The sequence below is a fragment of the Marivita sp. genome (genome assembly GCF_051251565.1).
Lineage (GTDB): Bacteria > Pseudomonadota > Alphaproteobacteria > Rhodobacterales > Rhodobacteraceae > Marivita.
The window spans coordinates 330,353-345,899 of record NZ_JBPOFB010000003.1 but is presented as its reverse complement, the minus strand read 5'-3'; the positions used below and the strand labels follow the sequence as shown (position 1 = coordinate 345,899).

Here is a 15,547-nt window from a genome sequence, read left to right as displayed (position 1 = left end):
CCTTTTTCCGACAATGCGTGTGTTTTGGTTCGATTAGTAGACCCGGAATAGGCCAGTTGCGAGATCGAGAATCCGTGCGAGCCGGACCGACCGTTCGGCAAGTCCAACCTGACCCACTGCGCGCAAGACGGCTGCGTTGACTGCGCGGGGAGACCGCCATTCTGGCACTGAGACAGGATCGTTCGGGGCCAAAGGTCCGCCCGACCAACCGACGGCCAGTCCGAGATAGACAGCCGGTGAGCGGCGAGGCGCAAACAGCGCAACCTGCAAGGTGCGCCAGCGGTTGTCTGTGGTCGGGTGTTCGATCCATTGAGTGACCCAGCTCATCAACTGCACCTCGTCGGGTGGAATATCCGGCAAGGTCATGCGCACCGCGTTCAACCCCCACTGGATAGCCACACGCGGTTCCGTCGCAAAGGCGGTATACGTTATGGCATCTTCCGGCGTGGTGGAGGACCGCAACCGATCAAGATAGCCCAACGGGTCTTCGTCTTCGGTTGGCCTGTGCCGTGTGAAACCAGATATCTCGGGGATGCCACGGTAAAGATCGTAGGGGCGATCATAGCGCAAAGAGCTTTGCGGCGGGATCGTCTGATCAAAATCGGAATCGTCTTGGGAAGCCGTCATCTGAAATCTTTCATCACTATGACTTAACTCTGCGTTGCGTTGACGCGCAGGTCAATGATTTCAAGGGATTCAACGGAGACAGGATCATCGTCCGACAATCTCGCTAATCGCAAGCTCCAAAGGCGCTTTTTCGTCGTGGGTACGCCGGTGTACCGGGCATTTCAGGGAATTTGTGCGCATGCTTCAAAAATGTGAGTCAAAAAAACAAGTTATCTGACGAGCTGAATGCCATGCAGTGTGCAACGGCCATATGACCACGGCGTCCGGTATCCATCTCACAGCGGTGGAACGCTAACATCACAGACATTGTATCGCAATGGGCATACCACGGCGAGCCACAGTTGAACTTGCGGACTATGATTTCAGCAAGGTCAGAGGGTATGCAGACGGCCTTTTTACCCCTGCGTTTTGCGATCAAATAATTGCAGGTTGAGGTGCGTCAAAGTCCATCGGGTTGCGCTATTGTGCCGAGCTGCTGATCAAACGATAAGGAAATCCATCATTTGAGGGTGCGACAGTATAGTTGGCAGAAGATACAAAGTCTCATTGCTACCGCTCTATAGCTGCATTTACGAATGTAGCTACCTCAACTAGGCCCTGCCATTTTTGGCGGGGCTTTTTTTCTTAGTGGTGGTTTGTTGAATAGAAGACATGCTTCACAAAAGGTCATTTCTAAATCGAAAGTCCGTCTGCCCTTTTGGTGGTGCCTGAAACCCTAAAGCGCAATTGTAACTGAAGTTCATATTGCGACAAGCTATCGTTGTTTGGATTTCGGAGGACATATGTCACTTAGAAAAGAAAATATTGCGGTTCTAATAGATGGTCATGCATTGAGCATCGTGTCGCAAGGTCTTGGACTAAAGCCTGACTTCCGGAAACTGCGAACAAGTTTTTCTAGTATGGGTCGTTTGCGGCTTATCAAATATTATAATGTAGTTGTCGAAAACGACGGCTTCGAAAATTCGATAATCAAAGTTCTTGATTGGCTTGAGTACAATGGATACCGCGTGTTTCGTAAAATGCTCCGCCCCTTCGAGAATGATCCAGGCAATCGTCGGATAAAAGGCTCGATCACTGCTGAGATCGCTGTGGACTTGGTTCTTCAGGCACAATCCGTCGACCAAATTTACTTGATTGGGAACAGTGTTGATTATGTCTACGCAGTGACAGAAGCCCAGAGGCTGGGTGTCAGTGTCACTTTGGTAAGCACCTTGAACGCCGACGGATGCCGTCCTGCTGTCGAGCTTCGACGTGCAGTAGATGATTTCATCGACATTGACGATTTTCGTGCGGAGATGGGATCATCGGTTGCACAGATGGCGGCTGAATAAATACTCGATTCATTTGCACGCAACCCGAGCAACGTGGACTTCATGACATAAAGAACCAGTTGCAAAAGTTTCCTTTAGTCGCCGATTTTTTTGTGGCATTGTTTTTTTGGCCGAAGTTCTACAGAATTGAGGTCGTTATGGGCCCTCGCATTGTAGTGACTTCCACCAACATCAAATCATATGATGCCGATGTTGGTGGTAGAACATCTGTCAAACTTGGCGTATAGATGGATGTCTACCTTCCAATAGAATGAATGCGCTGTTTTGGAGTTTCTTCGAAGCGTAGCATAGAGTTTTCTTGAGCTGATGCGATGCCTTCAATCAGTCTTTTCCGGAAAACTGGTTTTCGCAGTATTCCATCTGAAATTGGATTTCGCTCACGTGACAAATCATCCTGACCAACACCGCTGGATATCAGCAAGACAGGAATCCCGGGGCAGGTTGCGCGAAAGGCAAACAGATCATCCACGGCTGTTTCCGCCTCTTCGAACAGATCAAGGTCGACAATAACAAAATTCCAGGCGTCTGACCGGTTTATAACACTGTCAAAAATGGCCTCCGTTTGTGTGTTGTGATGAAGTTCGTGCCCAAGATCGGCCAGCTCCGTGCAAATGCGGCGGGTATGTGCCGTGTTGGGGGCCGCGCACGCAATTTGCAACGATGTGTCTGTGTTTGGTTGGTCCACGTAGCTAAACCAAACGTTGCGGATTTCAGTCTTAAGTTCTGGTGTCGTTCGATCCTTGCGAGGCGTCAGTTGCCTCGTGGCTATTGATCGAAACAAGCGAGTGCTGAAGAAAACCCAGACCAGCACGCAAATCTGAAGGAGTAGCGCGTATCCCAACGCAGCGAAGAAGTGCCATTTGGCGCCCAGAAACAAGGCTGCGGTCACAATCATTACACTGCCACTGAGAAAAATGCCGGTCAGCATCACGTTGTTACGCTCTGCCCCCGCCTCCTTGCTGCGACGGCGCGGCGTTCGGAACATACGGTTCTGGGAGAACCCGTTGGCATCATGCTGGGGAATCGACGCATCATGAGCGTTAGATTTAAAAGAAAGCAGCATAGCGACTCCGGTTTTCTATTGACGTGTGTGATCAGTCACGCTGGCATTTAGCGGCCATAGAACGTGAAATACGGTGCCCATTCCATGCTGAGTATTGACGGAAATTGCACCGCCGATCCCGCGAATGATTTCCGCGACAATCGGAAGGCCTAGGCCTGAACCTCCCTGATCAGTCTTTGTTGAAAAACTGGTATCCCACATACGGTCCCGCACGATTTGAGAAATGCCATTGCCGGTATCCGAAACGCTGATGATTGCGTAGGGCACGACAGGGATTTGGCCCACGTCAAACCGTGCTGATCCTGACACGAACGGTCCTTTGCGCAGTGTGAGTTTGATCTCTTTCGTACCGTCACCCAACGCATCGCGTGCATTTAATCCAATGTTCAGGAGAACTTTAAAAAGCTGTCCTGCAACAAGATACCCGACCAGCGGATCATCCGGAAGATCGGATACCACGTTCAACTCGGGGCCAGACCCAAGTCCAAGAAGATGCGTGACTTTCTCAACAATAGCGCCCAAATCCTTGGTCTTCGGTGGAAGGCTTTGGCGCCCGAGTGACTTGATAGGTGTTAGTAAATCCACCATTTGGTCTGACGCCCAATTGATAACGATCATGGCCTCTTGCAGCTCGTCGTGGGTAAGTCCCGGAGGTATGTCTGCGACTTTTGAGGTTAGGGAAATCAGCCCGATCAGATTACTGATGTCATGTGTGAGGCCAGCCGTTAACAGGTTGATCGTCTCTAGCTGGCGGGCTGCGTCCAACCGTTGCTTGAGGAGGTTTTCTTGCCTTCTGAGATCTTCACTGAGCGAGACGTCGTTTGACACGCACACAACACTGCCGTTGGGCAACAAGGTCACGCTCAGGCGTTTTTTAAAATAACTGCCGTCCAAACGACGTGCGCGCGCAAAACCTTGCCATTTCCCGGCTTTTCGGAGTGAGGATTTGGCGACGTTCGAGAGTTCCTTCACGTCCTTTTTGTCGTAAAAGTCGGTCCATGGTCGGCCCAGGACTGTTTGCAGTTTTTCTGCTCCCAGCATTTTAAGTTGCGCAGGGTTTGCGTAGGTCACTGCACCACTTTTCTCAAGTATCGCTACACCGTCTGCCATGGTATCAAAAACGGCTGTCCGTTCCAAAGCCTCCACTTCAAGAGTTTCGAGGGTTTGGAGCAATCCAGTATACGGCATTTCGCTCCGTGATTTCGCTTTGATCCGGTTTAGGGGCCGAGTGGCTGGCATAGATCGCTTTTCGTGTTCGTTAAGTCGATGCGCAGTTGGACGCTTTGCACGTAAATAGCGCAGAATTTCCGCTCGGAGATTTTCAGCTGAAAAGCTCTCTGTTTTTCCTGGAACGACTCTATTCATAGCTTGATTGCAACCAGGAAATTCGAATTACTGGAGAATACTTGGGTTTTTGGGTGGCCTGAACCAGTTCTATATATCGCACTAGATCCGTCCAAGCCAACGCCGCTCCCACAATTTGGTTACTTCATGCTGCTCTTTTCCAAAATAAATTACCTGAATTTATAAGTTAACTTGCCTTATCTATCGATAATGTATTCTCTGAAAGTTCGACGTGGATCAGGATGCCGAAGGACAGCGGATTAGAAAACTTGGGGGAACCCTCTCACACTCAAAAATCCAGTCACACTGAGTGATAATTGATGGACACGCGGGTCCGTGGGTTTACGGCACTCTGCGCGTTGAGCGGTTGGATGTTCATCAAGTCGCGTATCGGCTTTACGGATTATGGACTGTGTAATTACGTTACGGTTTGTGATGAAGCTGGTCGGTTTTGTCAGGCGTGTTCCAAAGAGAATGGGGGCACCGAAGCGCCCCCATCGTTTTTACCATCGTCGCTGGGTTTATGCCGCGAAGATGAAGCTGTGCGCAACATCCGTGGCATCGACACCGAGCAACAGGATTTCTCCGTCGAACAATTCGCTGGTGATAAAGGTGCCGACGTCGTCGGTAGTAATAGCAAGAGTATCGTCATCACCGAGCAGATCGTCGTTATAGAAGATGACCAGATCATCAGCGGTCAGATCTTCGAACGCCGAGAAATCAAGGCGATCGCCATATTGACCGGTGTTGGTGTCAAAGTCACTGATCCAAACAGTACCGATGTCGTCACCCAGGAACTGGAACGTTTCCCGTGCATCGCTCATCTGGGTGATCAGGTCTTGTTCGTCCAACGAGTCCTCGCCAAGGTCCACTGAGCTGATGTCCGTTAAGTTGCCACTGACGTACAAATCAGCTGTACCAAGGTTCAACTGACCATCGGGACCGGCAGAGCCCCCATCGGCGTCAGTATGGGTGTCTGCAAAGCCATAATACAGGTTACCTTCGCCGACCTTAACGGTCAGTTCCTGTGTGATCGGAGCTTCGAACCCAACGATAACCGAACCATCCGTCGCCGATACGTCGATTGTCTCAAGGCTTTCTTCTTCTTTACCGAAGAACAAAGTTGCGCCCGACGCGTTGTCGCCAGTGATGGTCACCGTGGTCAACGCATTTGCACTACCTGCGATCGGTCCAGCAAAGCCGCTTCCTTCACCCAAATTGATGGTCAGGGTTTCAAGCTTGTCAGCTTCCAACGAATTCACGTTAGCGGTAAAGCCGTCATCAATCGTGATGGTCGCAGTCACCAGGTCTTCAGCAACCATGTTGATGCCATCTATAGCGGGGTTAAATGGCGAAACGTCGTCCTCACCGCCAAAGTCGGCGTTGATATCGATCTCGACCGTTTCAAAACCCTCAAGAATGATCGCTCCATCCTCGCTATTGTTTGAGTCGACAACAGTACCATTCAATTCAAACTTGGCGAAATCAGCCGAACCTTTGATCGTGAGATCGTTGCTGTTAACCATGTCGATCCCAAAGTCCATGACCAACGTCGTGAAGTCGGTATCGCTCAGGTCAATAATCTCTGCAGAACGATTGATTATCAGTGCATCCGAGTTGATCGATGGATCCAAATCCAACACCAGAGTTTCGAAATTGCTGACATTGGTGAAATCGAAACCGGGGCCATCTGGAACCAAGCTGAAATCGTAGCTAACACCTATAAACGCTTCCAGCGTGTCGTCCCCGTCACCACCATCAAGAATTACGTCGTTGTCGGTGAATGGTTCGTTATTCAGATTGCCGTTGAAAGGCTGTGAGGGGTACGGGTTAAGATCGCTGTTCAATGAGTTGATTGCACTCGCATGAACACGCAAATAGTCATCACCGCTGCCCAGTTTAGCCGACGTGAGCGAGTCGCTGCTATCACTAGCATCTTCCAGATCGATAGAAAGATCACCCGTATATGCAGTTGCATCGAGTGTTTCGAGGTCGCCAACGTCACTAAAGCCGTTATCCTCACCGTCGATTTCGGTGATATTCAAAATACCGCCTTCGTCACCAGTGATGGTGATATCTGTAAGCTTCCCAGCGTTACCGTTCAGGTCGATGTCGATGTAGTTTTCGCCTGTCGCTGTGATATTCAGCTCGTCTACTTGAGCGCTGCTGTCCCTGACAGTGAGCACAAAATCAACATCTTCGAATTCGTCACCAACGCCATCGAGAACGAGCGCCTGAGCAAAGTTGTCACCCTCCGGGTGCGCGGTGGGATCGTACTCAACGTTGAACGTTGTGCCCTCTTTCACATCCCGCATGCCGAATGTCACCAGGTTCTGCACATCACCCACGCGAAGGTCTTCTGTGGAACGGTGGCTCCAAACCTGCTCTACGCCCTCTGCATTTTCCAACGACAGGGCTGCCGTGTCCTGAACCGAACGCAGGAAGATGTTTTCAATGCTGGTCAGGGTGGGCTCGGGTTCGTCTTCACCACCAAACTGACCATCATAGTCAAAACGCATGTCAGCATAAAGGCTGTCAATGCCACCGCCGCCGTCCAGGACGTCCGGATGACCCAATGTCTGGATCGAACGTTCACCGTAGATACCAAGGAAAACGGTTCCTTCGGCAGCGACAAACGGTGCAACAAACGTGTCTGCCGCAGGTCCACCAGAAATGATGTCTTCTGTTGTCGTCAAGAAATACGTGTTGGAGCTGTTTTCGAACACAGCAAGTTCTGCATCCGCCACTTCTGCACGCGCTATTGCAACAGCTTCTTCGGCATCCGCAACAGCCTGAGCCGCCGCATCCTGCAACAACTGTGCAGCTGCGTTGTCGTTTGATCCGTCAGAGGCTGCTGATGCTTCCGCTGCTTCATTTGCAGCAACAAACGCAGCTTCGGCCTGATCAAGTGCCGCCTCTGCTGCATCTTTCGCAACAATTGCCTGAGCAAGGTACGCTTGTGCTTCGTCCAGTTCATCTACGTTGATGTCCGGCGTCAGCCCAGCTTCAAGAACGTCAGCCGCTGTCTTTTCGTCACCAGCAACACCCAAGAGGGTTGCAGCATCGTTCAGGGCAGCTTGTGCATCAGCAATCGCCTCAGCTGCTGCAACCGCGTTGGTCGCATTCGCAACTTCACCGTTTGCCAAACCGGCATAAGCAGACGCGCCAAGCAAGGACGCGGAGGCAAGCGCCAGAGCAGCGTTTGCAGAACCGTCATCAGACGATCCAGGTGCTGCCTGAGCTGCTGCGAGAGCCGCGTCTGCATCCGCCACAGCAGATGTCGCAGCGTCAAAGGCGGCTTGTGCCGCGATCTGTGCTGCTTCTGCCGCATCTGCATAGTCCGCAGCAGACACTACATCTTCTGCATCGTCAGCCGCTTCGACTGCAATCTTAGCCGCTGCAATCGCAGTGTTTGCGTCTGCAACTGCTTCCATCGCTGCGTTCAGCGCATCGACAGCCGCTTGCGAAAGATCAGCCAAGTTGGTTGCAATAGTCAGCTTCTGTTCTGCCAAGGCAAGATGCTGCGTCGCCGCGATCTTGGCCGTGTTCGCATTGTTTACTGCTGCATCAGCCGCCACATCATCTGCGGCACTTGCCGTTGCGGCTGCTGCGGTGGCAAAGTCAGCCGCCGCTTCTTCTGCAACTACTGCCGCCGCAAGCGCGTCGTCAGCATCGCTCTTTGCTGCTGCGGCCGCATCGCGGAAGGCAACAGCGCTGGCAAGGTCTTGTGCCGACGCTTCGGTCCCTGCAGAATTGAACGCCGTCAAAGCAACTTCCAGCGCCGAACGGGCATCTGCGAGGGTTGTCAGTGCGTCTGCTTGTTGTGCGGGCGACTCGCCTGCAACAGCGGCATTTGCGCTTTCAACTTCCGCGGTGGCCTTCGTCACTGCCGCTTGTGCTGCGGCAAGAAGCTCTGCAGCTCGCGCTGCTGCTCCAGCGGCAATATCGCCATCGTCGGGGTTGGGTGTCGCGGCCGCAAAGCCAGCAAAGACACCAGCAGCACTTGCCGCTGCCTGTGCGTCTGCAAGAGCGATATCGGCAGCAGATTTTGCTGCGTTTGCGGCAGTTTTGTAAGCCACAGCCGTATCGAGGTTTTCGACAGCAAGCTCAAGTGTGTCAGCGGCTGCCTGCGTGCCATTGGCCTCTGCAAGCGATGCTGCTGCTTTGTCGCCTGCATTTTCTGCAAGGATTTGTGCTTCAGACTCGTTTGTCGGGACTGTCGGCAGAACCGGGGTGGCCGGTGTCAACGCGATGACAGCTTCGGCGGCAGTTGCCGCATTCGCAGTGGCTTCAGTCTGTATGGCACGCATTGCTTCGAGCGCAAGAGCGGCTGCAGCAACGGCTGCCGAAGCTTCTTCGCCGTCAGCTACGCTGTCAGTGGATTGTGCCGCAGCAGCGAATTCGTTCGCTGCTGTTGCTGCTGCCTGAGCGTCAACAACGGCTTTGTCTGCGGCAGCTTTAGCCACATCTGCTGCGGCTTTGTATGCCTGTGCGCTTGCGAGATTGATGACCGAGCTTTCCAGAATCTCTGCAGTTTGCTGCGCGGTTTCCGCGGCGGCTGCGGAGATGGCTGCGGCTGCGGCGGTTGCAGCTGCAAGCTCACCGGACGCGGCATCAAACAAGTTTTGTGTTGCTGCCTGAGCGGCGATCACAGACGAGAAGTCGCTTGTCACTTGGTTCAGGATCGACTTGGCGCTTGCCTGCAAGGCACTGCTGTCCATGTAGTCGTTCTCGCCGGTCAAGCCAGCTTCTTCAGCTGCGTTGGTCCAGGCCGTTGCAACGTCGATCTTGTTCATGATCGTCGTCTGATCCTGGGTTCCACCCGGAACATTCTGCGCACCAAGCAGGATCTCGATTACGATCTGACCGACGGAAATGTCATTCTCACCAGCGATAGAGCCCTGAAGAACGCCGCTCCAGAAAGTGAGGCCAGCAGCGTCTGGCGTACGGTTGAAGAGGTTAAGATAAAGATCAACGATGAAGTCGTTTGCCAGAGCCGGTTGCGGGTCCAAGAAGAACGGATACTCGGCCAGCGTCTCGCGCTGGGTTGCGAACAGCGTAGCGATGTTTTCGAGCGAAACATTCGGGTTTGCGACTGCTTCTTCCCAGAACGTTGATCCAACGGGATCGGCTGCACGATCATAATATGCGATGTAGATTGCTGTAGCCAATTGTTGATTGGTCAGCAGGCTTGGATTGATAGCCATTATATTCCCTCATTTGTGGCAATGAATGATTGCCAACTACGTCTTATAGATTCGCCCATTCGTGGCGTAATCCACTGTACTATTAACTCCATAATTTAAGCCATACATGGAATATGTTGATGAACATATTTGAGTTAAATCAATATAAATCATTGTATTTAAACAGTAAAAATAAGTTTTTTAGCGTGACTTTTAAATCAAGATTGGGAAGGGTATCTTATTTCAAGTGTGTGAAGGTGGTTGAGTTTTCGCTTAAGTTAAAAATATAACTTTAGAGAACGCTGCTGCTTTTGGAAATCTCAATTAATCTCGAAAATCAAAATGGTTTCCATTTCATCGGAATACTACTTTGGAGAATTGATTAGATACGAAAGAGACTTTAATTCCAAAAGTTGTAAAGACGTGGATTTACATATTCTTGAAACGTAGAGGTCACAACAGCAGCCGCTGGGGAGCTGTTAAATCGCGCGCCCCTCGTTTGACTGTCGGACTTTTGAGTAGGCGCAAGCCGTACAACCAGAACCAGCTATGCGTCGACGGTTACGATGATGGTCCGTGCAGGGCTACACGCCTTAGACGCGGACTGGATGCGCTTGCCACAAAGCAGCGGGCTGCGAAGGTACATTCAACCTGACACTCCAATTTTCAGGGCGCACCGCTTACTGTCGATTGCACAGTGATCGCTTTGTTCGAGCTGAATAGGGACTGTAGCACAAGGTCGGAAGGGGCAATCTGGAGCAATTCAAACGCGCAGAAAACGGCGCCGTTATATCGATTTATGGGGGCGTAACTTTTGTCTAAGCGCGTGTTACCGCAGTTTAGTTCAACCGGGTTGGCAGGGGTTGCGGGCCGTCGTCAATCAGGGCACCAGACGCACCATCGGACAACCGATCCGAAATCTTGACGATCGTCATCTCTGCCGCTTCGATATGAGTGTCCGCTAAATCCAGCAGATACTGTATGTCCGGGGGATTCTCGTGCATCAAATGCTTTTGAGCCAGCTTCATGATCAAGCCGAGGCGTAGAAACCCGATCATGGAGGCTGAAGCCACGGCCTGGTGCACGGCCTCAATGCGTTTGGACAGGTCCGCATCGGCATCCCGAAGCGCAGACATAGCTCGATAGGCGTCTCTCATCCCTTCGGACAAGAGAGCTTCTGCAGTGCTTTGACCCAGCATTGCACGCAGGTCATCGAAGTCAAAATCATCCTGCACGTCTTCCAGAGACTCTAGGACCGTTTCAACTGGCTTGGGCAATTTTTCGCGGTCAAACGCCTCTAGTGCAGCGGTCAATCCCGCAACTCCCAAAGGTTTCGACAAGATTGCATCGGCCCACATCTCATCGAATTCTTGTTCGGGGATCAGCTCTGGCACAGCTGTCACGCATAGGATAACTGCATTGTCAGAAACCGTCTCTTGCCTGATGTGTCGTGCAGCTTCGAGGCCATTCATACCGGCCATCAGGTAATCAACCACGATCAGATCAAAAGATTTAGTGGATGCACGGTGCACAGCCTCCTGCCCCGACATGGCGACCTCAACACGAAATCCGCCGCGTTCAACCATTTGGCGCATCAGCATCACGTTGACCATATTGTCATCAACGACCAATGCATCCCCCCCCCAAATGACACGGCCAGTGTGCTGGTCCGAGCCCGGCAGGGCTTCGTCAACCGAAACAGCCGTGAGGTCGAGCGAGAAAAAGAAACGGCTTCCCACTCCGGGGCTGCTGTCCAACTCGATGGTCCCTCCCATCATGCGCGTCAACGCATGCGCGACAGTCAATCCCAACCCGGCACCAACCGACGTGGCAAGCTCTGGTTTGTTCCCTTTTTCGAATGGCCCAAAGACACGCCTTTTGTCTTCAGCCGAGATACCGGCACCGTTGTCGATAACCTCCACGGTGAGGCGCACGTCGTGATCCCCTGGTGTCTCGTCAAACCCAAGCGCCACCGTGACACGTCCCCTTTGGCTCGCATTAACGCCATTCACGACCAATTTTTCCAGTATCCGAGAAAAAGTACGGGCGCTCCCCCGATAGAGCTTTGGACTGTCTTCCCCGGTGATATCGAGGTCGAGCGCATTGTGCTGCTGCGCGGCACGGTCTTCGAGTTCCAATAACACGCGGCTCGCAATCCGAGACGGGCAGAAGACGTCATCTGACCCGGAAATGTCAGTATCGTCGGCCCGGACAATGTCCAGCATGTCTTCGACCCGCGCCAACAGATTTTGTGCCGATGAATGGGCGATGGAATAAATCTCAACGGAGTCCGGACCTTCGCAGTCCTTTTCCAACAGGTCCAACGCACCAAGCAGCCCGTGCAAAGGCGTGCGCATTTCATGGCTGACACTGGCAAAAAAACGATCTTTGGCGGCCGCATGAGCTTCTGCGGCATCGCGAGCCCGGCGCAACTCCATTTCGGCCAGCGCTTCTAAGGTCATGTCTTGGAAAAAGAAGGCGAACGAGAGGCCGGACCTGTTGTTTGACAGAGCCACGATCGAAATCATAACCGGGGTCAATGAGCCATCCGGCGCAAAAACGTGACTGCGGTAGGGTTCTTTGCCAATCTGCGCGCTGAACGGATCGGTCAGATATTGGCGTATCTCAATCTCGGGCAATGTGTCGGTGTCTTTGTCGGGATTGATGAACCGCTCAAGCTTTGACCCCAACAAGTTGACAGCCGCCGCATTGCCCCGACGCAATCGTCCATGTTTGTCCGTTACGACGACCGCGTAGCTGGCAGCATCCCAAATCTGTTCAAGTGTTTCAGCAGATTTCTGGATTGTACGGACATGGCCACGCAAGACGTGCCCAACCCGAAAAGACAACACAGCGGCAACGATCATGAGAACAGCGAGTGACGTCAAGGTTGCCACATAGATGAACAGAATCCGCGCATTGCCTGCCCGTTCCGCCTCAGCCACGCGCGTAAAACGCATATGAGCCAAGATTGAGGCATCCCGGATCACATAACGACTGTCTTGAAGAACGTGATCCAGTTCGATCAGTCGTCCCAGATCAGGGGCATCAATACCGTCTACAAGACTGGTCAACTCTTCCCGCAACGCCAAAAGCGCGCTTAGATCGAGTGGCGTTTCCGCTTCGACAAGCCGAGTTGAAATCAACGTAGAGAATACGCTTACTCGGCTATAAAAAATGTCAAAAGCCAATCGAATGCGCGCCATGTCGACCGGTTTGGCAAGCTGCAATGCCTTAACCCCCTCCTTTGTAGAGACATGCAGGTTGGCGTAATCCGCCTCAAGCTGAGACATCGACCAGGCGCGGTTGTACAAATTTGACTGCTTTTTTTCTTGCCAGCCGGAAAACAAGGTTGCCGAATTTACAATTAGCGCCGCTGCGGTGATCATGACGATTACAATCAACAGACATGCCGCGCGCAAACCAGTTGCAAAACCATCTTGCCCTTTACGGGACCGGTGTTCCCGCTGCCTCAACGGTCAGCCACAACGTGAATTACCATGAGCTTCGAGACGGGCAGCGTAAGTACCTCTCCAGTTCGGTATTGATGGTCTGAATCGTATGGACACACCAACCAAAGCGGACCTTTATCCCTGACGCCGAAACGTTTTTCGTTCTGCCGCACGGCAACGGTCGGCGCGTCGTTTTGAATAATCCGGCTTGGAGACGTGATCGCGTGTCCATCCAAAGCAGGTTTGCGAACTACAGCGGCTGAGACACCAGACGCTTCCAATACGGTCAAAAGGCTTGGGCCTGAAAGTGTTTCAAACTCCACGGTCCGAGGGGATATATCCGTGATACTTGCCGAAAAACGGGGACCCAGAATGTCCGCCAATGCACCTTGGCAAGGCATCATGTAGAAAGTTGCACACCACAATATCAATGTGAATTTGTTAAAAGAGCCGAGTGTTATCACAGTCACCCCTGATCACTTTTTAGATAATGCCAGCCAAAGTAAGCCACGCCGATTAATGTATGAAATCAAACGATAATGAATCAACCCGTCTATCTATGTGCTTTGTGATATCTAAGGTGTCATCAAGCAGATCTTTCGATACACTACCCATACGTATGCCCTATTCTTTCGAGCTGACTTGACACCTATCAAAAGATAGGGGCGTATCTTCGGTCAAGCGATCACAGACGATTTCCCCCAAAGTAATGCTTCTGCCGAACATTGAAATCGTAAGGAAATACAGGCGGTTATAAATCATGATAACAAAAAATTCGTCATTCGACAGTGATGACAAAAGGTTCGACGAGACTGCAAAAGTCCGAATCCTTATCGCTGACGACCACAAAATGATCACTGAGGCTGTCGCGCGGCTGCTTGAACGTACTGGTGACTTCGATGTTCACAGTGTCAGCACGATGAGCGAAGCTGTTCGCGCCATGACCGAAGAACAGTCCTACGAACTCCTGCTTCTTGACGTACGAATGCCAGGTGTGAACGGGCTGGAAAGCATACGTCGCGCGATGGATCGCGCTGGCGACACCAAAATCGTGCTGTTTTCTGGAGAAGCTGACCGCCGATTTGTGGCAGGCGCGGTAAAATTGGGTGTTCGCGGATTAATTCCGAAAACAATGCATCTTAAGTCGCTTGTCAGCGCGCTCCAGCTTGTCCTCTCTGGCGAAATCTTTCTTCCATCCGAGTTGAAGATACCAGTCACAGACACAGCAAAACCGCTGTTGACCGAGATCGAAACAACGATCCTGCGCATGGCGGCCGATGGTTTTATCAATAAAGAAATAGCACTCCAAATCGACAACAGCGAAGTCTCGATCAAAATGCATATGCGTGCTGTCTGCAGAAAACTAAACGCTAAAAATCGAACACATGCTGCGATGATCGGACGGGACCTAAATATCATTTAAATGAAATATGACGCGACGATTTTTCAGGTCACTGTTAATTATGGCGACAGAAAGCAGTCTGATTTTCAAAAATAGATCGATTACTGTTTTCGTTCAATTGGATGTCTGTACAGCTGGGTCATTCAGCCCTTTTTAATTTTCTTGGTTTAGGTGATGCGGGATTGGTCACACCAGCCCCGCATCACGATGGCTTATTCCCGGCGCTACGTCACATCAGCATCAGCTTGTCTTTGACCGCGTTCCATCCGCCCGGCTCATTGATGATTTTTGCGGTTTCGTATTGTCCCAGAAAACGGGTCAAACCACGTCTGCGAAACAATTCAAACAAAACAGAGCTGGCTGGGCCATTTGGCTTGCCGGTTCCACCCGAAGACGACCTGCCACCAAGGCCGGAAAGCGACATCTCGACTCTGGCCCGCCAATGCAACTCCATCGCACAACGGCAGATCACCGTTTCGTACTTCAACCGAATCCCCGCTCGGCCCAACGCAGACGCAAGTGACGTGCTTATACCAACCGCCCCGATAGGAATCGCAGCACCTGCAAGATCAGTTGCTCGGATAGCAAGTTTTGCTGACTTTGCCACCATGCAGGTATTGACCCAGGCTTGAATGGTTGTGCTGCGGGGATAGCGCATCGCAATCTCTCGAAGCATTTTCATGTGCGCAATCGTAGAAGCTGACGCATTTCCATGTTGTAAAATACCAACCGCATCCACCTGCGTGACCTGTGATCCCACTGACCCAGTGAACGCAAGAGCGGACCCCGCCATACCTTTGCGCGCACGGCCTCGCAGATACTTGATCGTCACAGGTGACCTACCTGAGAACCCATTTTCAAGGAAACGGCCATTTGCCGGAGCTGCCGCTTCGATTTCATCTCCTTGCGCGCCATGAAGCTCTCTCAAAAGTTGCAGGTAGCTGACAAGCGCACCCGCGTTTGTCGCGTCAGCCGCTGCGGCGGCAAGCGTCCATGCGGCTTTCTCGGCGACCTCTTTTCCAGCTTCGCTGATCGAATACTTGTCTGAACCTGTTGGCATGAGTGATCCTTGCTTCACGTGATAGATTGAAAAATCAAATGCGGAGACCCGCAGCACTCGGAAGAAAACACACAGTTTGCTG

9 protein-coding genes are annotated in these 15,547 nt (G+C 51.9%); 2 read left to right on the top strand and 7 right to left on the bottom strand.

Annotated elements, in window-relative coordinates; translation table 11 throughout:
* Positions 1 to 33: 33 nt before the first annotated feature.
* Complete coding sequence (locus tag ACSHXH_RS06290; protein WP_435670920.1) at positions 34 to 627, bottom strand: DUF6931 family protein; 594 nt, start codon at positions 625 to 627, stop codon at positions 34 to 36.
* A 782-nt stretch (positions 628 to 1,409) separates the two neighbouring features.
* On the opposite strand from ACSHXH_RS06290, the gene ACSHXH_RS06285 reads away from it, so the two are divergent.
* Positions 1,410 to 1,958, top strand: coding sequence for an NYN domain-containing protein (locus ACSHXH_RS06285; protein WP_435670919.1), 549 nt, complete (start codon positions 1,410 to 1,412; stop codon positions 1,956 to 1,958).
* A gap of 235 nt (positions 1,959 to 2,193) precedes the next feature.
* Here ACSHXH_RS06285 and ACSHXH_RS06280 read toward each other — a convergent pair whose 3' ends face one another.
* The 5 genes from ACSHXH_RS06280 to ACSHXH_RS06260 form a co-directional block, all read right to left on the bottom strand.
* Positions 2,194 to 3,021, bottom strand: a complete 828-nt coding sequence (locus tag ACSHXH_RS06280) for a hypothetical protein (RefSeq protein WP_435670918.1) — start codon at positions 3,019 to 3,021, stop codon at positions 2,194 to 2,196.
* Between the two features lie 15 nt (positions 3,022 to 3,036).
* The gene (locus tag ACSHXH_RS06275; RefSeq protein ID WP_435670917.1) at positions 3,037 to 4,209 is read right to left on the bottom strand and encodes a two-component system sensor histidine kinase NtrB; all 1,173 of its coding nucleotides are present in this window, start codon (positions 4,207 to 4,209) and stop codon (positions 3,037 to 3,039) included.
* Between the two features lie 677 nt (positions 4,210 to 4,886).
* Complete coding sequence (locus tag ACSHXH_RS06270) at positions 4,887 to 9,572, bottom strand: DUF4214 domain-containing protein (RefSeq protein ID WP_435670916.1); 4,686 nt, start codon at positions 9,570 to 9,572, stop codon at positions 4,887 to 4,889.
* A gap of 818 nt (positions 9,573 to 10,390) precedes the next feature.
* Complete coding sequence (locus ACSHXH_RS06265; RefSeq protein WP_435670915.1) at positions 10,391 to 12,844, bottom strand: ATP-binding protein; 2,454 nt, start codon at positions 12,842 to 12,844, stop codon at positions 10,391 to 10,393.
* 179 nt (positions 12,845 to 13,023) lie between these two features.
* Positions 13,024 to 13,326: a hypothetical protein gene (locus ACSHXH_RS06260; RefSeq protein ID WP_435670914.1), complete on the bottom strand. Its 303-nt coding sequence runs from the start codon at positions 13,324 to 13,326 to the stop codon at positions 13,024 to 13,026.
* A gap of 437 nt (positions 13,327 to 13,763) precedes the next feature.
* On the opposite strand from ACSHXH_RS06260, the gene ACSHXH_RS06255 reads away from it, so the two are divergent.
* Positions 13,764 to 14,426 (top strand): response regulator, encoded by a 663-nt coding sequence (locus tag ACSHXH_RS06255; RefSeq protein ID WP_435670913.1) that lies wholly within the window; start codon positions 13,764 to 13,766, stop codon positions 14,424 to 14,426.
* 208 nt (positions 14,427 to 14,634) lie between these two features.
* Here the strand turns inward: ACSHXH_RS06255 and ACSHXH_RS06250 are convergent, their stop codons facing one another.
* Positions 14,635 to 15,522 carry a hypothetical protein gene (locus ACSHXH_RS06250; protein ID WP_435670912.1) on the bottom strand — a complete coding sequence of 296 codons (888 nt, stop codon included), beginning with the start codon at positions 15,520 to 15,522 and terminating at the stop codon, positions 14,635 to 14,637.
* Positions 15,523 to 15,547 lie beyond the last annotated feature (25 nt).